16 protein-coding genes are annotated in these 19489 nt (G+C 70.0%); 2 read left to right on the top strand and 14 right to left on the bottom strand.

What is annotated here, in order from left to right:
• Positions 1–327 precede the first annotated feature (327 nt).
• From rhaM to EV699_RS12190, 14 genes are all read right to left on the bottom strand, one after another.
• Complete coding sequence (gene rhaM, locus EV699_RS12255) at positions 328–639, bottom strand: L-rhamnose mutarotase (protein ID WP_132543083.1); 312 nt, start codon at positions 637–639, stop codon at positions 328–330.
• Between the two features lie 2 nt (positions 640–641).
• The gene (locus tag EV699_RS12250) at positions 642–1658 is read right to left on the bottom strand and encodes an ABC transporter permease (protein ID WP_132543081.1); all 1017 of its coding nucleotides are present in this window, start codon (positions 1656–1658) and stop codon (positions 642–644) included.
• Positions 1659–1676: 18 nt separating this feature from the next.
• Complete coding sequence (locus EV699_RS12245) at positions 1677–2663, bottom strand: ABC transporter permease (RefSeq protein ID WP_132543079.1); 987 nt, start codon at positions 2661–2663, stop codon at positions 1677–1679.
• 22 nt (positions 2664–2685) lie between these two features.
• Positions 2686–4230 carry a sugar ABC transporter ATP-binding protein gene (locus tag EV699_RS12240; RefSeq protein WP_132543077.1) on the bottom strand — a complete coding sequence of 515 codons (1545 nt, stop codon included), beginning with the start codon at positions 4228–4230 and terminating at the stop codon, positions 2686–2688.
• A 108-nt stretch (positions 4231–4338) separates the two neighbouring features.
• Positions 4339–5355, bottom strand: a complete 1017-nt coding sequence (gene rhaS / locus EV699_RS12235) for a rhamnose ABC transporter substrate-binding protein (protein WP_132543075.1) — start codon at positions 5353–5355, stop codon at positions 4339–4341.
• 179 nt (positions 5356–5534) lie between these two features.
• Positions 5535–6428, bottom strand: coding sequence for an amidohydrolase family protein (locus EV699_RS12230; RefSeq protein ID WP_132543073.1), 894 nt, complete (start codon positions 6426–6428; stop codon positions 5535–5537).
• 34 nt (positions 6429–6462) lie between these two features.
• A complete protein-coding gene (locus tag EV699_RS12225; RefSeq protein ID WP_132543071.1) occupies positions 6463–7239 on the bottom strand; it encodes an L-rhamnose 1-dehydrogenase Lra1 in 777 nt (258 codons plus the stop codon).
• 188 nt (positions 7240–7427) lie between these two features.
• Positions 7428–8615: an L-rhamnonate dehydratase gene (gene rhmD, locus EV699_RS12220; RefSeq protein ID WP_132543069.1), complete on the bottom strand. Its 1188-nt coding sequence runs from the start codon at positions 8613–8615 to the stop codon at positions 7428–7430.
• A 43-nt stretch (positions 8616–8658) separates the two neighbouring features.
• Positions 8659–9987, bottom strand: a complete 1329-nt coding sequence (locus EV699_RS12215; protein ID WP_132543067.1) for an MFS transporter — start codon at positions 9985–9987, stop codon at positions 8659–8661.
• A 271-nt stretch (positions 9988–10258) separates the two neighbouring features.
• Entirely contained in the window at positions 10259–11011 is a 753-nt protein-coding gene (locus EV699_RS12210) for an SDR family NAD(P)-dependent oxidoreductase (protein WP_132543065.1), read from the bottom strand.
• A 104-nt stretch (positions 11012–11115) separates the two neighbouring features.
• On the bottom strand, positions 11116–11961 hold the full coding sequence (locus EV699_RS12205) for a fumarylacetoacetate hydrolase family protein (RefSeq protein WP_132543063.1): 846 nt from the start codon (positions 11959–11961) through the stop codon (positions 11116–11118).
• 296 nt (positions 11962–12257) lie between these two features.
• The gene (locus tag EV699_RS12200) at positions 12258–12629 is read right to left on the bottom strand and encodes a group I truncated hemoglobin (RefSeq protein ID WP_132543061.1); all 372 of its coding nucleotides are present in this window, start codon (positions 12627–12629) and stop codon (positions 12258–12260) included.
• Between the two features lie 201 nt (positions 12630–12830).
• The gene (locus tag EV699_RS12195) at positions 12831–13697 is read right to left on the bottom strand and encodes an aldo/keto reductase (RefSeq protein ID WP_132543059.1); all 867 of its coding nucleotides are present in this window, start codon (positions 13695–13697) and stop codon (positions 12831–12833) included.
• Positions 13698–13944: 247 nt separating this feature from the next.
• Entirely contained in the window at positions 13945–14634 is a 690-nt protein-coding gene (locus EV699_RS12190; RefSeq protein WP_132543057.1) for a TetR/AcrR family transcriptional regulator, read from the bottom strand.
• 176 nt (positions 14635–14810) lie between these two features.
• On the opposite strand from EV699_RS12190, the gene EV699_RS12185 reads away from it, so the two are divergent.
• Both EV699_RS12185 and EV699_RS12180 read left to right on the top strand, forming a co-directional pair.
• Positions 14811–16079 carry an efflux RND transporter periplasmic adaptor subunit gene (locus tag EV699_RS12185; RefSeq protein WP_132543055.1) on the top strand — a complete coding sequence of 423 codons (1269 nt, stop codon included), beginning with the start codon at positions 14811–14813 and terminating at the stop codon, positions 16077–16079.
• A 191-nt stretch (positions 16080–16270) separates the two neighbouring features.
• Entirely contained in the window at positions 16271–19450 is a 3180-nt protein-coding gene (locus EV699_RS12180; protein WP_132543053.1) for an efflux RND transporter permease subunit, read from the top strand.
• The last annotated feature ends 39 nt before the right edge of the window (positions 19451–19489 follow it).

Raw genomic sequence — 19489 nt, 5'->3', positions numbered from 1 at the left:
CTGTTGACCACGGCCATGCCGGCACGTCCGAACAGCGTGGTCTCGGCCTGGGCGGCGCCGGCAGCGGCGAGCGCCGCGGCGACGGCGGTCGCAAGAATCGTGGAACGGAACAGGTTCATGTCGTTTTGCTCCTCAAGGTGATCATCATGTGGCAATCGGTTTCGATGCTTCCGCTGCTCGGTAACGTCCCAATTTTGGATCGGTGGCGATCACGACGGCATTGAAGCGCAGATGCGACAATTGTTGCAAGCTGGCAATTTAATACGGGCGTCTTTATGCGCGACGCGGGCGCACGGCGGCCTCCGCGTCGCATTGAGGGGGGGCGCACTACGGCAGGTGAAAGACCCGCCGCAGCGGCCGGACCACCGGGCTGCCGTCGGCGTGGGTGGTCATGATGTCGGCCATGTGCGTCCACCAGCGGCGCATCACCGGGTGCGCCGGGAGCGCATCCATCGTGTGGCCGTCCTCGCGCCGCAGCACGGCGAACAGGGTGCCGTCGTCGTCGAGAAAGATGCTGTAGTCGCGCACGCCGGCCTGGTGCAGCAGTTCGGCCAGTTCCGGCCAGATCGCGTCGTGGCGGCGCTGATACTCCGCCGCCTGGCCGGGGTGTAGGTGCATCGTGAAGGCGAGCTGTTCCATCGTCACACCCTCCGGCGCTGGCCGCTGACGCGGGCGATCAGGATCGGCGCGGCGATCGCGCCGATCAGCAGCAGGCCGGTGAAGATGGTCATGATGATGCCCGGCACGTTCAGCAGGCTCATGCCGAAGGTCACCATGCCGAGCAGCAGGATCGCGAGCACCACGCCGCCGACGCTGCCCGAGCCGCCATTGATGCTGACGCCGCCGAGCACGACCATCGTGATCGCCTCCAGCTCCCAGCCGCTGGCGATGTTCGGCCGCGTGCTGCCGACGCGCGAGGTGAGCAGCACCGCCGCCAGCCCCGCCATCAGGCCGCTCAGCATGAACAGCGCCATCCGGTAGCGCTGCACCGGAATGCCCGCGTAGCGCGCGGCGATGGCGTTGTTGCCGATTGCGTAGAGGTTGCGGCCGAAGCGCGTGCGGTGCAGGCCGAAGGCGAACGCCGCTGCGAGCACCAGGAAGACGATGAACTCGATCGGGATGATGCCGAACACATAGCCCTGGCCGAGTTCGCCGAAGCCGGCCGGGTACTGGGTGATCGCACCGTCGCCGAGGATCACGTTGGTGAGGCCGCGGAACAGCGACAGTGTGCCGATGGTGACGACCACCGACGGTACGCCGAAGCCGGTGACGATGAAGCCGTTGAGCGCGCCGCAGGCGAGCCCCACGGCGAGTCCGGCCAGCACCAGCACCGGCGTGCCGAAGCCCGCCAGGCTCAGCAGCCCCATGCAGACCGAGGCGAGCGCCATGATCGCGGCGACCGAGATGTCGATCTCGCCGGCGCAGATGATCAGTGTCAGCCCCAGCGCGAGCAGCGCCTTCTCGCTGAAGTTGAAGGTGCTGTCGGCGAGGTTGTAGGGGTCGAGGAAGAACGGCGAGAGCGTGCTGTTGACGAACACGGTCGCGAGCAGCAGCAGCGCCAGCAGGGTTTCCCAGCGCAGGCACAGCGCCCTGAAGCTGCGCGGTGCACGGTCCGCCACCGTGTAGCGGGGCGTGTCGGTCTTGACGTCGTTGAGCATGGTGTCGGCTCCCCGGGTTCAGTGGGCAGGGTGGCGGCGCAGGATGAGGCGCAGGCCGTCCGTGCGATCGCCGCGGGCGTTGAGGATGACGGCGGACAGGATCGCGGCGCCGACGATGGCGGTCTGCCAGAACGGCGAGATGCCCACCACCGGCAGGGCGTTGTAGATCAGCACCAGGAACAGCGCGCCGAGCACGGTACCGGTCACGCTGCCGACGCCGCCGGCGATGCTCACGCCGCCGATCACGCAGGCGGCGATCACCTGCAGTTCGAAGCCGAGCGCCACGCCGTCGTAGGCGATTGCGTAGCGCGCCACCCACAGGTAGCCGCACAGGCCGGCGACGGCGCCGGCGACGGCGAACACGAACAGCTGCAGCGTGGTCTCGCGGATGCCGACGTACTTCGCGGCCGACGGATTGCCGCCGAGCGCGCGCAACTCGCGGCCAAGCGCGACGTGCCGGGTGAAGACCACGGCGACGACGATGCCGAGCACGCCGATCCAGGCGAGCAGCGACAGCCCCAGCACGTCGAGACGCGGGAAGGCCAGGAACGCCGCCGACATCTCGTGCTGGGCGACCCACTTGCCGTCGGCGGCGAGGAAGGTCAGGCCGCGGAACAGGCTCATCGTGCCGAGCGTGGCGACGATCGACGGGATGCGCACCCAGGCGACCAGCACGCCGTTGACCAGTCCGAGCGCGAGCCCGACCAGCGTGGCGAACAGCAGCACCAAGGGGATCGGCAGCCACGGTGCGTGCATCGACAGCTGCGCCGCGGCCATGCCCGACAGCGCGACGTTGGCGGCGACCGACAGGTCGATGCCGCGGGTCATGATCACCAGGCTCTGCGCCAGCGCCATGACGATCAGGATGGCGCTGTCGGTGGCGATCTCGTGCAGGTTGGCGAGGCCGATGAAGGTCGGTGCGCGCCAGGCCACGCCGGCGGAGATCGCGACCAGGATCAGCGCGAGCAGGGTTTCCCGCTGCTTCAGGAAGCGGTTGAGGGACATCGTGGGGCTCCTCGCGGTGCGATCAGTGGCTGCCGCTCGCCGCCGTCACGATAGCCTCGGCGCTCATCGTGCTGCGGTCGAACTCGGCGCGGACGCGCCCTTCGTGCATCACCAGGATGCGATCCGACATGCCCATCACCTCGGGCAGCTCGGAGGACACCAGGATCACCGCCAGCCCCTGCTGTACCAGTTCGCTCATGAATGCGTGCACGGCGGCCTTCGAGCCGATGTCGATACCCTTGGTGGGTTCGTCGAGGATGATGATGTCGGGCCGGGTAGCGAGCCATTTCCCGATCACGACCTTCTGCTGGTTGCCGCCCGAGAGCTCGCTGAGCAGTTGATCCCAGCTCGCCGCCTTGACCACCAGGCGCAGGCCATACTCGCGCGTCAGCGCACGTTCCTTCGCATCGTCGAGGATTCCGTTGGGGAACAGCCGCGCCAGCGAGGGCAGGGTCAGGTTGTCCTTGATCGACATGCCCAGCACCGCGCCGGCGACCTGGCGATCCTCGGGGACGTAGACCAGCCGGTTCGCCGCCGCCTGCTCGGGGTTCGCGATCTGCACCTCGCGACCGTTGATGAGCACCTTGCCACGCGTCGGGCGGGTGATGCCGAACAACGCCTTCATGACTTCCGAGCGCCCGGCTCCGACCAGTCCGTAGAAGCCGAGGATCTCGCCGCGCCGCAGCGCGAAGGACACGTCGTCGAACTCGGTGGGGTTGCCAAGGCGCTCGACGCGCAGTACTTCCTCGCCGGGCACCGTGTCGACCCTGGGGAACACCTGCGTCAGCGTGCGGCCGACCATCATCGATACCAGCTGGTCGCTGTCGACGTCGGCGATCCAGCCCTCGCTGACGTAGTGGCCGTCGCGCATCACCACGTAGCGGTCGCACAGATCGAAGATCTCGTCGAACTTGTGACTGATGAACAGGATGCCGGTGCCGGCACGCTTCAGGCCGGCGACGATCCGGTACAGGTCGTGGATCTCGCGCTGCGACAGCGACGCGGTCGGTTCGTCCATGATCAGGATGCGGGCCTCGTGCGAGAGCGCCTTGGCGATCTCGACGATGTGTTTCTGCGCGACCGACAGCGCCTTCAGCGGGGTGTCGGGGTCGATGTCGGCTTCGAGCTGCGCGAGCAGTTCGCGGGCGCGGCTGCGCATCGCCGCCCAGTCGACGAGGCCGCCGCCGCGCCACCAGGGACCGTCGCGGCGCGGATGGTGGCCGAGGAAGATGTTCTCGGCGACGCTGAGTTCGTCGAAGGCCACGGTTTCCTGGTGGATCGCGGCGATGCCCTGCTTCCAGGCGTCCTGCGTGCTCTCCAAGTGCACGGGCTGGTCGTCGATGCGCAAGCTCCCGGCATCGGGCTGGTAGATGCCGGTGAGGATCTTGACGATCGTCGACTTGCCGGCGCCGTTCTCGCCGACCAGCGCGACGACTTCGCCGGGGGCGATGCTGAGGCGCGCGTCGGCGAGCGCACGCACGCCGGGGAAGGACTTCTCGATGCCCTCGAGTTCGAGGATCGGTTCGCGCACCGGAACGGGGGAGTGGGGGATTACGGTTGCGGCCATCATGATGGGGATCTCCTGCAAAGCGGCGCGCGGTGGTCTGGGGCGCGGGTTCCCGGCGGGCGCGGGTGCACCTACCGGAGCGGCGGCGAAGCGGACCGGCGCGGGAGGTCAGAAGATCCGGGCGAATTCGTCGACGTTGGTTTTGTCGAAGGTGAACGGCTCGGCCATCGCCGCGTCGCCCTTGTCGCCGACCTTGATCCTGCCCATGCGCCCGGCATCGATTTCCTCGCCGGGCTTGCCGCTGGCCTCGCCTTTGACCAGGCGGTGGGCGATCCAGGTGGCGCTGTAGCCGACGTCGATCGGGTTCCACAGCGCGAAGGCATCCACCGCCCCCGACTTCACGTGCCCGGCCATTTCCGAGGGCAGCCCCAGCCCGCTGACGAACACCTTGCCGACCAGGCCCTTGTCGACGACTGCGCGCGAGGCCGCGGTGATGCCGACGGTGGTCGGCGCGATGATGCCCTTGAGGTTGGGGTAGGTGGCGAGCAGGCCGTTGGCCTCGCGGTAGCTCTTGTCGGACTGGTCGTCACCGTAGACCACGGCGTCGAGCTTGAGCGTGGCGTACTCGGGCTTGGCCAGCGTCCTCTTCATCCACTCGATCCAGGCGTTCTGGTTGGTCGCCTGGGCGGTGGCCGAGAGTACTGCGATTTCGCCGCTGCCGCCGATGGTCTTGCCGATCATCGCGATCAGCTTCTCGCCGACGAGCTGGGCGTTCGACGGGCTCAGGTGCAGGATGCGGCCTTCCGGGGCGATCGCCGAGTCGGCCGAGATCACCTTGATGCCGCGCTGCATCGCCTTCTTGGTGACCGGGACCAGCGCATCGGGGTCGTTGGCCATCACGATGATGGCGTCGAACTTCTGTGCGATCAGCGAGTTGATGATCTCGATCTGGCCTTCGGCGGTGGGCTGGGTGGGGCCGGTCATCACCAGCTCGACCCCGCCGATCTCCCTGGCGGCTTCCTGGCCGCCCTTGTTGGCGGCCTCGAAGTAGCCGTTGCCGAGATTCTTGACCACCAGCGCGATGCGCTCGGCCGCCTCGGTGGGCGTCAGCGCCCCGAGTCCGAGTGCGGCGCAGAGGGCGAGGGCGATGCGGGTGTGCGTGCTGTGAGGCGTGCGGGTGTTCATGGTCGGGTTCTCCTCGGATGGTGTGGTGCTTGGGTTCGTCGTCCGGCATGGCACTGCCTGTGATGCCGTTTTAGCCATCTTTTCGATGACTGAATAATCAAAATTTGGTAGTGATCGATGCTTTATTTTTATCTTTAAAGGCGCAGCGGGACCCCGGCAGGCGTCGTGGTCCCGCGGCGTCACAGCCGATAGAAGCGTCGGGCGTTGTCCCGGAACAGCGCGGCATGCTCGTGCGGCGAGGCGCCGGCGACGATCGCCGCGTAGGCGTGCCACAGCTCGGCGTAGCCGGCGAAGAGGCGGTCGACCGGGAAGTTCGACGCGAACATGCAGCGCCCGGCACCGAAGGCGTCGATGGTCTCCAGCACGTAGGGGCGGAAGCTCTCGACCGTCCAGCGGTGATCGAACATCGCCAGGCCGCTGATTTTCACGCTGACGTGCTCGCAGGCGGCGAGCTGCCGCAGCCCCTCGCGCCACGCGCGCCAGCCGGCGACGCGGTCACGGTCGACGAACATTCCGGCGTGATCGAGCACGACGGGGATGTCCGGGTGGGCGCGGATCAGCGCCACGGCGTCGGGTACCTGCTCGGGGTAGAGCTGCAGGTCGAACGACAGCCCGTACTTCGCCAGCAGACCGTAGTGCGCCCGCCAGGTCGCCTCGCGCAGGTAGTGGCGGCCGACGTAGTCGTAGAGCGGATCGGCGTGCACGTTGAGGATCTGGCGGATGCCGCGCAGGTTGCGGCACTGCGCGTGCAGCGCGAACTGCGCGTCGGCGTCGGGGCGGGAGAGATCGACCCGCGCAACGATGCCGTCGGGCTTGCCGCCGCTCGCCGGGTCGTCGGCGACGGCCTGCAGCCAGCGCGTCTCGGCGACGGTGTCGTCGGGGTCGTGGTTGGCCTCGACGTTGACGATCGCGAGGACCTCGATGTCGCCGGCATCGCGCAGGAAGTCGGCGAGCAGGTAGTCGTGCGCGAGCGCGAGGCTGCTGCCGACGAAGCTGTGCGACTCGTGGTGCAACCAGGAGTAGCGCAGCCCGGTGTAGTTCAGCAGGTGGATGTGCGGGTCGACGACTTGCATCGGCGCTCTCCCGGTTCGTGGTGGTGGTGGCGGCTCACTGCAGGTTCACGTAGAGCCCGCCGTCGACCAGGATCTCGGCGCCGGTGACGTAGCGCGCGAGGTCTGAGGCGAGGAACACCACCGGGCCGGCGATGTCGTGCGGCTGCCCTAGCCGCCCGAGCGGGATGCGCTGGTTGAAGTAGGTGGTCTTCTCCGGCGTCAGGTCGTCGCGGTTGATGTCGGTGACGATGGTGCCGGGCAGCACCGAGTTGCAACGGATGCCGTAACGGCCGAGCGCGATCGCGCACGACTGCATCAGCGAGCGCTGGCCGGCCTTGGTCGGCGTGTAGTGGGTCTGGAACTCGCCGCCGACCAGCGCGCTGATCGAGCTGATCGCGATGATGGCGCCGCCGCGGCCCTGCTCCTGCATGCGCCGGCCGGCCGCCTGGGCGAGGAAATAGGTGCCCTCCAGGTTGATGCCGATGGTCTCGCGCAGCAGCTCGGGCGGCATGCCGAGGAAATCGTGGAACGCGCATACGCCCGCGTTCGCCACGGCGACGTCGACGCCACCGAAGTGCGCCACCGCCGCGTCGACCAGCGCCTGCGCGGTGGCCGGGTCGGCGACGTCGCCCTTGACCGCGACGGCACGCCGGCCGAGCGCTTCGATCTCGGCGACGACCTCCTGCGCCGGACTCACGCCGGCGGCGCCTGCGGGATCGCGGGCGTAGTTGATGACCACATCGGCGCCCTGGCGCGCGCATTCGACGGCGATGCCGCGGCCGATGCCGCGCGATCCGCCGGTGACGATGACGACTTTGTCTTTCAGCAGCATGGTGTTCTCTCCTCCGCATTCATTAGGCCGCTCCCCCGGAGGGAAGGGCTTGTCACGCCGGTGCCCGTCCGCCGGGCCCATTCCTCTTGGGGGGCATCCGGGCCCGATCCGTCCGGCCTCGCCCCGAACGCCCCCGGTCCCGGGCGGGTGGCGCCCCTGCGCCGCGGGCCGGCGCCCGCGCGCAACGCTCAGCGCGGGAACGGCCGGTGCAGCTTGACCTCGGGGTTCAGGCGCACGCCGAAGCCCGGTGCGTCGAGGGCTGAGGCGCGCATGCGTCCGTTCACCGGCACCGGCTCGTCGAGCAGTTGCGGGTTGAACATCGGCACCACCTCGTCGGCCTTGGGCGCCATCATCAGGAACTCGGCGAACGGGCTGTTGTGGCGCGTGATCACGAAGTGATAGCTGTACACCGAGGACCCGTGCGGCACGACGAGCTTGCCGCGGGCGTCGGCGAGCGCCGAGATCTTGATCAGCTCGGTGATGCCGCCGCACCAGCCGACGTCGGGCTGCAGGATGTCGCAGCACTCCATCTCCAGCAGCATGCGGAAGCCCCAGCGCGTCGCCTCGTGCTCGCCGGTGGTCACCAGCATCCCGCGCGGCACGTTGCGGCGCAGTTCGGCGTAGCCCCAGTAGTCGTCGGGCGGCAGCGCCTCCTCGATCCACTTCAGGCCGAACTCCTCGTGCGCGGCCTTGGCGAGGCGCGTCGCGTACTCGACGTCGAGGCTCATCCAGCAGTCGTACATCAGCCAGAAGTCGTCGCCGACGCGGTTGCGCATCTCGCCGAGCAGTTCGAGGTTCTTGCGCAGCCCTTCCTCGCGTTCCGCCGGGCCGTGGTGCAGCGGCAGCTTGCCGCCGATGAAGCCCATCTGCTTGGCGAGATCCGGCCGCGCGCCGGTGGCGTAGAAGGACAGCTCGTCACGCACCGGCCCGCCGAGCAGCGCGTGCACCGGCTCGCCGCGCACCTTGGCGAGCAGGTCCCACAGCGCCAGGTCGACGCCGGAGATCGTGTTGATGACGATGCCTTTGCGCCCGTAGTAGAGGGTGCTGTTGAACATCTGGTCCCAGATCTTCTCGATGTCGGTGATCTTGGCGCCTTCGATGAAGCGCGCCAGGTGCTTCTCGACGATCCAGCAGCCGAGCTCGCCACCGGTGGTCACCGCGAAGCCGATGCTGCCGTCGCTCGCCTCGATCTCCACCACCAGCGTGCCGAGCACGTTGATGCCGAAGCTCTGGCGGCTCTGCCGGTAATCCGGGTACTTGCTCATCGGCGTGGCGATGTGGTCGTCGATCCAGTGGCCGTCGCCCTGGTCGTGGTAGTCGGCGCCGGCGCCGCGGACGGTGAAGGCGCGCACGTGCTTGATGGTGGGCATGCTCATGTCGGTGTCTCCGGGTCGTTCGTAAGGGGGATCAGGCAGGGGGTCAGGCAGTCTTGGGCAGGCTCGGGCTGGCGTCGGTGGTACCGCGCAGCCCGAGTTCGCGGATGCCGAGGATCAGCAGCGCGCCGAGCAGGGTGGTCAGGGCCAGCAGGTACAGTCCGGCCTTGACTGAGGCGAAGGCGCTCTCGGCCCAGTTCTTCAGGTTCGGGGCGATGAAGCCGCCGAGGGCGCCGAAGGAGTTGATCAGCGCGATGCCGCCGGCCGCCGCGGCACCGCCGAGGAAGGCGGTCGGGAAGGTCCAGAACACCGGCTGCACCGCGATGAAGCCGGCGGCGGCGAAGCACAGCGCGAGCAGCGCGAGCAGCGGCTGGCCGGCGTTCGCCGAGGCGGCGATGCCGGCACCGGCGATGGCGAGCGTCAGCGCGGCGGTCCAGCGCCGCTCGCCGGTGCGGTCGGAATGGCGCGGGATGAACCAGGCGGCGACCACGGCACAGAGCCAGGGAATCGCGGTGACCAGGCCGACCGCGAAGCCGACCTTCTTGCCGAGCAGCCCGGCGACCTGCGCCGGCAGGTAGAACACCACGCCGTAGACGCTGATCTGGATCAGGAAGTAGATCGCGCACAGGTAGAGCACGCGCGGGTTGCGCAGTGCGGCGAGCACGCCGTGCGGGCCGTGACCGTGTTTGTGCGCTTCCTCGGCGTCGATCGCCGCCTGCAGCGTGCGCTGTTCGTCGCGGCTCAGCCAGGCGGCATCGGCCGGGCGGTTGTCGAGGTAGAAGTACGCCCACACGCCGACCGCGGTCGCGAGCAGCCCTTCGACCAGGAACAGCCACTGCCAGCCGTGCCAGCCGGCGAGGCCGTCGAGCTCCAGCAGCAGGCCCGACAGCGGGCTGCCGAAGATGAAGGCGAGCGGGGCGCCGAAGTAGAACAGGCCCATCGCCCGGCCACGGGCCCGCGACGGGAACCAGTAGGTCAGGTACAGGATCACGCCGGGGAAAAAGCCCGCCTCGGCCACGCCGAGCAGGAAGCGCAGCACGTAGAAGGTGCTCTCGTCGTGCGCGAACATCATCGCCGCCGACACCAGCCCCCAGGTCACCATGATCCGGCACATCCACAGCCGTGCGCCGACGCGGTGCATGATCAGGTTGCTCGGCACTTCGAGCACCGCGTAGCCGAGGAAGAAGATACCGGCGCCGAAGGCGAAGGCGGCGTCGGACAGGCCGGTGTCGGCCTGGAACGCCACCTTGGCGAAGCCGACATTGGCGCGGTCGAGGAAGGCGAGCACGTACATCAGCAGCAGGAACGGCAGCAGGCGCGCCGTCACCTTGCCGATCAGGGCCTCGGACGGGGCCGCGGGTGCGACGGTGGACATGGCGGTGTTCTCCTCAATTCAGGCGTGCGCGCCGTACGGCGGCACGCGGTGCCCGCTCGCGGCGGCCCGGTGCGCGGGCTCTCGGGCGCGAAGCGGACGGCGTGAATGCGGCGGCCGCTGCCGTTCCCCCTTTCCCCCTCGGGGGAAGGGCAGGGGATGAGGGGGCTTTCGGGCCTCCGCCTGCGATGCGCCGCGGATGGCCGCTTCCCCCTCTGGCCCCGGCCCTGCGTGCACAGCGCGAAAGGGGCGGCGACGGACCGGCGCGGGGGCGTCAGTACGTGGCGCGACCGCCGGAGATGTCGACCACCGAGCCGGTGGTGAACGAGCAGTCCTCCGAGGCCAGCCAGGCGATCAGCGCCGCCACCTCCGCGGGCTGCAGGAAGCGCCCCATCGGGATCTTCCCGAGCATGTAGTCGATGTGCTCCTGCTTCATCTGGTGGACGATCTCGGTCTTCGCCACCGCCGGCGTGATCGCGTTCACCAGCACGTTCTTCGTCGCCAGCTCCTTGCCGAGCGACTTGGTCAGCCCGATCAGGCCGGCCTTCGAGGCGCTGTAGTGCGAGGCGTTGGGGTTGCCTTCCTTGCCCGCCACCGAGGCGACGTTGACGATGCGCCCGTAGCCGTTCGCCAGCAGGTGCGGCACCACCGCGCGGCAGGTCAGGAACGGCGCGACTAGGTTGATCTCGACCACCTGGCGCCACACAGCGGGGTCGAGTTCCCAGGTCGGGCCGTTGCCGCCGGTGATGCCAGCGTTGTTGACGAGGATGTCGATGCGTCCGTGCGCGGCGAGCGTCGCCGCGGTGGCGGTTGCAACGGCCGCCTCGTCGCTGAGGTCGAGCGCGTGCACGCTGACGCGGCCGTGGCCGGCGAGCTGCTCGGCGGCCTGGCCCAGGCGCTGCGCGTCGATGTCCCACAGCGCCACGGCGGCGCCCGAGGCGAGGAAGCGCTCGGCGACGGCGAAGCCGAGGCCGCGGGCGCCGCCGGTGACGATGGCGACGCGGCCGTTGAGATCGATCTGGTTCATGGTGTGACTCCTCCAGCGGACAAGACTCGGCCATCCGCACCGGCGGCCGGTGCGGGGGCGGGGATTCGGGGGTGGTGGAGCGCGCCCGCGGCGAGCGCGCGGGCTCAGTCGGCGGCGACCGTGCGCTGGGTCTGCACGCCCAGGCCCTGGATGCCGAGGCGCATGGTCTGGCCGGGGCGCAGGTAGACCGGCGGCTTCTGGCCGAAGCCGACGCCCGGCGGGGTGCCGGTGGAGATCACGTCGCCCGGCTGCAGGCTCATGAACTGGCTGATGTACGCGACCAGCGTGGCGACGTCGAAGATCATCGTGCGCGTGCTGCCGTTCTGGTAACGGTGGCCGTCGACCTCCAGCCACAGGTCGAGCGCCTGCGGATCGGTGACCTCGTCGGCGCTGACCAGCCACGGGCCGAGCGGGCCGAAGGTGTCGCAGCCCTTGCCCTTGTCCCACTGGCCGCCGCGTTCGAGCTGGAACGCACGCTCGGAAACGTCGTTGACGATGCAGTAGCCGGCCACGTGCTCCAGCGCCCGTTCGCGGCTCACGTATTTCGCCGGCTTGCCGATCACCACGCCGAGCTCGACCTCCCAGTCGGTCTTGGCGCCGCCGCGCGGAATCTCGACGTCGTCGTCGGGGCCGCAGATCGCGCTGGTCGCCTTCATGAACAGCACCGGCTCGGTCGGGATCGCCATGCCCGACTCGATCGCGTGGTCGCTGTAGTTCAGGCCCACGCAGATCATCTTGCCGACCCGCCCGACGCAGGGGCCGAGGCGCGGGTTGCCCGCCACTACCGGCAGCGTCGCCGGGTCCAGCGCCTGCAGGCGCGCCAGCCCCTCGGGCAGCAGCACCGCACCGGCGATGTCGTCGACCACGCCCGACAGGTCGCGCAGCGCGCCCCCTGCATCGAGCAGGCCTGGCTTCTCCTGCCCCGCGGGGCCATAGCGCAACAGCTTCATGGGATACGTCTCCTCAGGTGAGCGGGCGGGTACGCCCGGGAAGTCACTCGGCAGTGCCCTGCCTGTGGGAGACGTTGTAGTCCTCGACGTAATAACTGACTAATCGAAATTCGGCATGCACCGATGCCTGCAGGTCATTGCTGATGATTTCCGGCGTAGGTTGGTGGTGAGCGCAGCGAACCCCAACGGGGCGGCGCACGGACGATGCGATGGGTGGTGGGGGCGCACGCCTGTCTACGGCACCGCGATGCCGGCAGGTCGGATCACGCGGTACTCGAAACCACCACGCCTGCCCCTCACGCCTCGACGATATCCGCCTTCGTGCTCTGCACGAAGGCGATGACCTCGTCGCGTTCGGCCGCGGGGACCTGAAAGGCTTCGAGCGTGGCGCGCAGGTGCGTCAGGAAGGCCGACCAGTCGCTTTCGCTGATCCGCATGCCCCGGTGGGTGAGTTTCATGTCCCGCCCGGTGTAGTAGAGCGGTCCGCCGGCACTCGCGCAGAGGAAGTCGATCAGAAGCTGCCGTTCCCGTCGCACGCCGTCATCGCCCCGGTGCTGCCAGAAGCGGGCGAGCTGGGGGTCCGCCTGCAGGCGCGGCAGCAGGTCGTTCGCGACCGCGGCGATGGCGTCGTAGCCGCCGAGCCGTGCGTAAAGCGAGGTCTCGTTCATGGCGTCACTCCTTGCTGCTCTATCTGCACCACCCGGCGTTCACGTCCGCCGTGAGCGCAGGTGCGGGGAATGCCTCGAAAGCTAGTCGCCGACCGCCCGCCCGACAAGGCACCGTCCCGCGGCTCCCGCGCGGCATGGCTGCGGACGATGGAGAGAACGAAGCCCCACGCTCGACTCCCGGCAGAAGGGTGGGGCGTCCGGTCACGCCACCGGATGCCCCCGGCTCGCTTCCAGCAGCGCGAACCAGTCCTCGGTGTCGAGCCGCATCGTGGCGGCGGCGTGGGCGAGCCGCATCCGGTCGAGTTCGGTGGTGCCGACCACCGGGATGATCCGCGCCGGATGCTGGCACAGCCAGGCCAGCACGAGCTGTTCGGGGGCGCAGGCGTACTTCCGCGCCAGTTCGTCGACGGCATGCCGCGTGCGCACGGCCCGTGCGTCGGTGCTGCCGAACAGGCCCCCGAGCGGCGCCCAGGCCATCGTGACCATCCGCTGCTGCAGGTGGACATCCAGCGTGCCGTCGAACATCGGTTCGCAATGCAGCAGCGAGCACTCGATCTGGTTGACGTCGACGTCGAGCAGGGGACGCAGCAGCGCGATGCCCGACGGCGTGAAGTTCGACACGCCGAAGGCGCGGATCCTGCCGGCGCGCAGCAACTCTCCGACGGCCGCCGCGACGATCTCCGGGTCGAGCAGCGGACTCGGCCGGTGCAGCAGCAGCAGGTCCAGGTAGTCGGTGCCCAGGTTCTGCAGGGAACGGTCGACGGCGTCGCAGATGCTCGCGTGGCCGTAGTCGTAATGTTTGGTCCGGACCTGCGCGCCGGGCAGCTTGATGCCGCACTTGGAGATCAGCTGGATCGACGACCGCGCGATGCTGCTCGCCTGCAGCGCCGCCCCGAACGCGGCTTCCGTCGAATGGTCGCCGTAGATGTCGGCATGGTCGAAGGTGGTGACGCCGATCTCGCAGCAGCCGCGGATCCTGGCCGCCATCTCCCCGGTATCGAGCCGCTTGCCCCAACTGCCCCAGCCCATCACGCCTGCGACGATCCGCGAGAATCGGGTGTGGTTCATGCTGCTTCGGCCTCGGTGTGTTGACGGACGTTTCGACGCCCCGCCGGCCGCGTCTTCCGCCCGCGGCCGCGGGGACATCATCAACGACTAGCCGTCGATCGCCCGCGCGGCAAGGCTGGCACGGGTAACGCCACGGGCCTTTGACCCTTCCCCCTCCGGGAGCAGGGCCGGGGATGAGGGTGCTTGCGCCGGGAGGCGCGATCGGCATTGTCGCCGTGCCGGCACGACCCGCGCCCGTCGGCCGTCGCTACCGCGTGGCGTCGGGGTCCGGGGCGGGCGGTGCCGGGGCCGCGGTGTGGGCATCGATCAGCGCGCGCGCGGCCCGGCCGGCGACGCGGATCGGGCCGTCGCCGCCGAAGGCGAGCCGCGACAGGTAGCTGCCGTCCATCAGCAGCAGCAGCGCATCGCCGAGCGCGTCCGGCTCGTGCGCGCCGAGTTCGCTCGCCCACTGGCGCAGGCGGCGGCGGACTTCGGCCTTGAAGCCGACCGCGACGCGGCGGCCGGGGTGCTCCTCTTCGGTGATCTCGACCACGGCGCTGGCGAGCGCGCAGCCGCGGGTGCGGTCCTGGTCGCTGCAGACCTTGGCGACGAAGCCGTCGAACAGCGCCTCGATCTGCCGGCGCGGGTCGCCGGCGTAGGGGGCGACGAGGCCATCCCACCAGGCCCAGAACTCGCGCTCCGACTCGCACAGGCACTCGGCGACGAGTTCGTCCTTGGAGGAGAAGCTGCGATAGAAGCTCATCTTGTTGGTGCCGGCCTCGCTGGCGATGGCGTCGACGCCGACCCCGCGCACGCCGTGGCGCGAGAACAGTTCGCGCGCGGTCGCGAAGATGCGGTCGCGCACCCGCCCGGTTTTCTTCCCTGCACAGCAGGCGTCCTCCTTCCCGGGTGCGGCCTCGGCCGCTGCGGTGATGGCAGACGATCGCTGCTCGTTCATCTGGTCTCGTTCTCCTGTTGACATGTGACTTACCGGTAACTAACTTCTGGTGGCATGTTACCGATCGGTAACGGTGTGTGCAGCATCGGTCAGCGGTACCGCCGGCGTCAAGCGCGTGGTCGGACCGCAACCGCCGGGCGCCGCAGCCTCGGTCCAGTCTTCGGGAGATTCCGCCAATGATCCACCGGACACCGCCGTTTTCCGCCACCCGCATCCTCCCCGCGGCCCTCGTCCTCGCGCTCGGGCTGGCACTCGCCGGCTGCGAGGACAGCGTCGCCGTCACCCGGCCCGCTGCGCCGGCGGCGGTGCCCGTCACCGTCGCCGAGGTGCTGAGCCGCCCGCTGCGCGACTGGGACGAGTTCACCGGCCGGCTGGAGGCGGCGGGCAACGTCGACCTGCGCCCGCGCGTCGGCGGCTACGTCGAGCGCGTCGCCTTCGCCGACGGCGCGCGGGTGAAGCAGGGCGAGCTGCTGTTCGAGATCGACCCGCGGCCGCTGCGTGCCGAGGTCGCGCGCCTCACCGCCGAGCGCGACCGCGCCCGCGCCGAGCTCGCCCTGGCCCGCAGCAACCAGGCCCGCGCCCAGCGCCTGCTGCCGCAGAGCGCGATCTCGCGCGAGGAGGCCGATCGCCTGGCGACGCTCGCCATCACCGCGCAGGCGGCGCTCGAAGCGAGCGAGGCGGCGCTGGCACGGGCGCAGCTCGACCTCGAGTTCACCGCGGTGCGCGCGCCGGTCGACGGCCGCGTGTCGCGCGCCCTGATCACCGCCGGCAACCTGGTCTCGCCCGACAGCGTGCTGACCACGGTGGTCGCCGATGCGCGCATCCACGTCTACTTCGACGCCGACGAGCACAGCTACCTGCGCCACACCGCCGCCGGCCGCGCCGAAGGGCTGCGCGTGCTGATGGGGCTCGCCGACGAGGACGGCTTTCCGCACCAGGGCAGCGTCGACTTCGTCGACAACCGCGTCGATCCGGGCACCGGCACGATCCGCGTGCGCGCGAGCTTCGACAACGCCGACGGTCGTTTCACGCCCGGGCTGTATGCCCGCGTGCGCCTGCTCGGCGGCGAGCTGCGCGACACCGTGCTGATCGAGGACCGCGCCGTCGGCACCGATCTCGGCCGCCGCTTCGTGCTGGTGCTGCAGCCCGACGGCACCGTCGGCTACCGCGGCGTGACGCTCGGCGCGCAGGTCGACGGCCTGCGCGTGGTGAAGAGCGGGCTCGCCGCCGGCGAAACCATCGTCGTCAACGGCCTGCAGCGGGTGCGCGCGGGGAGCCGGGTCGAGGCCGCGCGGGTGTCGATGCAGGCCGACGGCCCGCTGCTGCGCCAGTTCGCCGCCGAGGACGGACAGGCGCCGGGCGGGCAGCCGTCGCACCCGCCCGCACGTCGCCCGACGCCCGCCGACGGGCACGGTCCGACGGCGCTCGCCGCGACGCAGGGATGAGGTCAACCGGCCGCCGGCCGTACGCCCTTACCCCGCTGCGGGAAGGGTGGGGGATGAGGGGGTTCGGGGGCCTGGCACGCGGTTCGGTGCACGCCGCGGGGTCCTGAAGAACCCTCACCCCGGCCCCCGGAGTAGAGAGGGGATTCAAACGGCTCGCCGCCATCCCGGGTTTCCGCACGGAGTCCACTGCCATGTCCTTGTCCGGCTTCTTCGTTTCACGGCCGATCTTCGCCGGGGTGCTGTCGGCGCTGATCCTGATCGCCGGCCTGATCGCGCTGCCGGCGCTGCCGATCACCGAATACCCCGAGGTGGTGCCGCCGACCGTGGTGGTGCGCGCGCACTACCCGGGGGCCAACCCGCAGACCATCGGCGAGACCGTCGCCAGCCCGCTGGAGCAGCAGATCAACGGCGTCGAGGGCATGCTCTACCAGTCCTCGCAGTCGACCGCCGACGGCACGATGACGCTGACCATCACCTTCGCGCTCGGCACCGACGTCGACAAGGCGCAGGTGCTGGTGCAGAACCGCGTCGCCCAGGCGCTGCCGAAGCTGCCCGAGGAGGTGCAGCGCCTCGGCGTGACCACCAACAAGGCCTCGCCCGACCTGACCATGGTCGTGCACCTGCTGTCGCCCGACCGGCGCTACGACATGCTGTACCTGTCGAACTTCGCGGCGCTGCGGGTGAAGGACGAGCTCGCCCGCCTCGACGGCGTCGGCGACGTGCAACTGTTCGGCGCCGGCCAGTACTCGATGCGGGTGTGGCTGCACCCCGAGCGCCTCGCCAGCCGCGGCATGACCGCCGGCGACGTGGTGCGCGCGGTGCGCGAGCAGAACGTGCAGGTGGTGGCGGGCAGCCTCGGCGCGCCGCCGGCACCGAACCAGGCCGACTTCCAGATCGCGGTCAACGCCGGCGGGCGGCTGGCGAGCGAGGAGGCGTTCGGCGACATCATCGTCAAGACCGGCGCCGGCGGGCAGCTCGTGCGCCTGCGCGACGTCGCCCGCGTCGAGCTCGGCGCCGACTCCTACGCGCTGCGCTCGCTGCTCGACAACCAGCCGGCGGTGGCGATCCCGATCTTCCAGCGCCCCGGCAGCAACGCGATCGACATCTCCGACCGCGTGCGCGCGAAGATGGCCGAGCTGCAGCGCGAGTTCCCGCAGGGGGTCGAGTACCGCATCGTCTACGACCCGACCGTGTTCGTGCGCGGCTCGATCCAGGCGGTGGTGCACACGCTGCTCGAAGCCGTGGTGCTGGTGGTCGTGGTGGTGATCGCCTTCCTGCAGACCTGGCGCGCATCGGTCATCCCGCTGCTGGCGGTGCCGGTGTCGCTGGTCGGCACCTTCGCGGTGATGCACCTGCTCGGCTTCTCGCTGAACGCGCTCAGCCTGTTCGGGCTGGTGCTGGCGATTGGCATCGTCGTCGACGACGCGATCGTCGTGGTCGAGAACGTCGAGCGCAACATCGAGGCGGGGCTGAGCCCGCTGGAGGCGACCCGCCAGGCGATGCGCGAGGTCACCGGCCCGATCGTCGCCACCGCGCTGGTGCTGTGCGCGGTGTTCGTGCCGACCGCGTTCATCAGCGGCCTGAGCGGGCAGTTCTACCGCCAGTTCGCGCTGACGATCGCGATCAGCACGGTGATCTCGGCGTTCAACTCGCTGACGCTGTCGCCGGCGCTGTCGGCGCTGCTGCTGCCGGCGCACGGCACGCCGCCGGACCGGCCGACGCGGCTGATGAACGCCGCGCTCGGCTGGTTCTTCCGCCCCTTCAACCGCCTCTTCAGGCGCTCCGCCGACGGCTACGTCGGCCTGGTCGGGCGGCTGCTGCGCTTCTCCGGCATCGTCGTGGTGCTCTACGCCGCGCTGCTGGCGCTGACCTGGGCGGGCTTCGCGCGCACCCCGACCGGCTTCGTGCCGGGGCAGGACAAGCAGTACCTCGTCGCCTTCGCGCAACTGCCCGACGCCGCCACCATCGACCGCACCGAGGAGGTGATCCGGCGCATGAGCGCGCTGGCGATGGCCGAGCCCGGCGCGCAGAGCGCGGTGGCCTTCCCGGGGCTGTCGATCAACGGCTTCACCAACAGCCCGAACAGCGGCATCGTGTTCGTGACGCTCGATCCGTTCGAAGCGCGGCGCACGCCCGACCTCGCCGCCGGCGCGATCGCGGCGAGGCTGAACGCGAAGTTCGCGGCGATCCAGGACGCCTTCATCGCGATCTTCCCGCCGCCGCCGGTGATGGGCCTCGGCACCATCGGCGGCTTCCGCCTGCAGGTCGAGGACCGCGCCGGGCTCGGCTTCGAGGAGCTGTTCCGGCAGACGCAGAACCTGATCGCGAAGAGCCGCGAGCAGCCGGCGCTGGCCGGGCTGCTGTCGAGCTTCCAGATCAACGTGCCGCAACTGCGCGCCGACGTGGACCGCGACAAGGCGCTCAGTGCCGGGGTGGCGCCGGGGGCGGTGTTCGAGACGCTGCAGGTCTACCTCGGTTCGCTGTACGTCAACGACTTCAACCGCTTCGGCCGCACCTACCCGGTCAACCTGCAGGCCGAACCCGACCGCCGGCTGGAGCCGGCCGACATCCTGCGCCTGCAGACCCGCAACGCCCGCGGCGACATGATCCCGCTCGGCGCCTTCGTCACCGTCGCGCCGACCGCCGGGCCCGATCGCGTGATGCACTACAACGGCTACGCCACCGCCGAGATCAACGGCGCGGCCGCACCCGGCTTCAGCAGCGGGCAGGCGCAGGCGGCGATGGAGCGGCTGGCGCGCGCGGAGCTGCCGAACGGCATGGGCTTCGAGTGGACCGAGCTCACCTACCAGCAACTGCTGGCGGGCGACACCAGCCTGTACGTGTTCCCGCTGGTCGTGCTGCTGGTGTTCCTGGTGCTCGCGGCGCAGTACGAGAGCCTGCGCCTGCCGCTCGCGGTGATCCTGATCGTGCCGATGTGCCTGCTGTCGGCGATCGCCGGCGTCAACCTCGCCGGCTCCGACAACAACATCTTTACGCAGATCGGCCTGATCGTGCTGGTCGGGCTGGCGTGCAAGAACGCGATCCTGATCGTCGAGTTCGCCCGCGAGCGCGAGCGGCACGGTGAGTCGCTGGTGCAGGCGCTGCTCGACGCCTGCCGGCTGCGCCTGCGCCCGATCCTGATGACCTCGTTCGCCTTCGTCATGGGCGTGGTGCCGCTGGTCGCGAGCAGCGGCGCCGGGGCCGAGATGCGCCACGCGATGGGCGTGGCGGTGTTCGCCGGCATGCTCGGCGTGACCTTCTTCGGCCTGCTGCTGACGCCGGTGTTCTACCTGCTGGTGCGCCGCAGCCCGGCCCGGCGCGCCGCCGCGGCGCAGGCCGCCCCGGCGCTCGCCGGGTCCGTCCGCGAATGAGCGGTGCGGGCCGGTTGTTCTGCCGGGCGACGAGACAGG

Source organism: Plasticicumulans lactativorans (assembly GCF_004341245.1).
In the GTDB taxonomy this organism is placed as follows: Bacteria; Pseudomonadota; Gammaproteobacteria; order Competibacterales; family Competibacteraceae; genus Plasticicumulans_A; species Plasticicumulans_A lactativorans.
This window is presented reverse-complemented; position numbering and strand designations above follow the sequence as displayed.

Excerpts from the sequence above, each read along its gene's own strand:
- EV699_RS12180 (WP_132543053.1), top strand. The coding sequence starts at position 16,271 with ATGTCCTTGTCCGGCTTCTTCGTTTCACGGCCGATCTTCGCCGGGGTG.
- rhaS (WP_132543075.1), bottom strand. The coding sequence starts at position 5,355 with ATGAACACCCGCACGCCTCACAGCACGCACACCCGCATCGCCCTCGCC.
- EV699_RS12240 (WP_132543077.1), bottom strand. The coding sequence starts at position 4,230 with ATGGCCGCAACCGTAATCCCCCACTCCCCCGTTCCGGTGCGCGAACCG.
- EV699_RS12210 (WP_132543065.1), bottom strand. The coding sequence starts at position 11,011 with ATGAACCAGATCGATCTCAACGGCCGCGTCGCCATCGTCACCGGCGGC.
- EV699_RS12230 (WP_132543073.1), bottom strand. The coding sequence starts at position 6,428 with ATGCAAGTCGTCGACCCGCACATCCACCTGCTGAACTACACCGGGCTG.
- rhmD (WP_132543069.1), bottom strand. The coding sequence starts at position 8,615 with ATGAGCATGCCCACCATCAAGCACGTGCGCGCCTTCACCGTCCGCGGC.
- EV699_RS12225 (WP_132543071.1), bottom strand. The coding sequence starts at position 7,239 with ATGCTGCTGAAAGACAAAGTCGTCATCGTCACCGGCGGATCGCGCGGC.
- EV699_RS12185 (WP_132543055.1), top strand. The coding sequence starts at position 14,811 with ATGATCCACCGGACACCGCCGTTTTCCGCCACCCGCATCCTCCCCGCG.
- EV699_RS12215 (WP_132543067.1), bottom strand. The coding sequence starts at position 9,987 with ATGTCCACCGTCGCACCCGCGGCCCCGTCCGAGGCCCTGATCGGCAAG.
- rhaM (WP_132543083.1), bottom strand. The coding sequence starts at position 639 with ATGGAACAGCTCGCCTTCACGATGCACCTACACCCCGGCCAGGCGGCG.
- EV699_RS12200 (WP_132543061.1), bottom strand. The coding sequence starts at position 12,629 with ATGAACGAGACCTCGCTTTACGCACGGCTCGGCGGCTACGACGCCATC.
- EV699_RS12250 (WP_132543081.1), bottom strand. The coding sequence starts at position 1,658 with ATGCTCAACGACGTCAAGACCGACACGCCCCGCTACACGGTGGCGGAC.
- EV699_RS12205 (WP_132543063.1), bottom strand. The coding sequence starts at position 11,961 with ATGAAGCTGTTGCGCTATGGCCCCGCGGGGCAGGAGAAGCCAGGCCTG.
- EV699_RS12245 (WP_132543079.1), bottom strand. The coding sequence starts at position 2,663 with ATGTCCCTCAACCGCTTCCTGAAGCAGCGGGAAACCCTGCTCGCGCTG.
- EV699_RS12195 (WP_132543059.1), bottom strand. The coding sequence starts at position 13,697 with ATGAACCACACCCGATTCTCGCGGATCGTCGCAGGCGTGATGGGCTGG.
- EV699_RS12190 (WP_132543057.1), bottom strand. The coding sequence starts at position 14,634 with ATGAACGAGCAGCGATCGTCTGCCATCACCGCAGCGGCCGAGGCCGCA.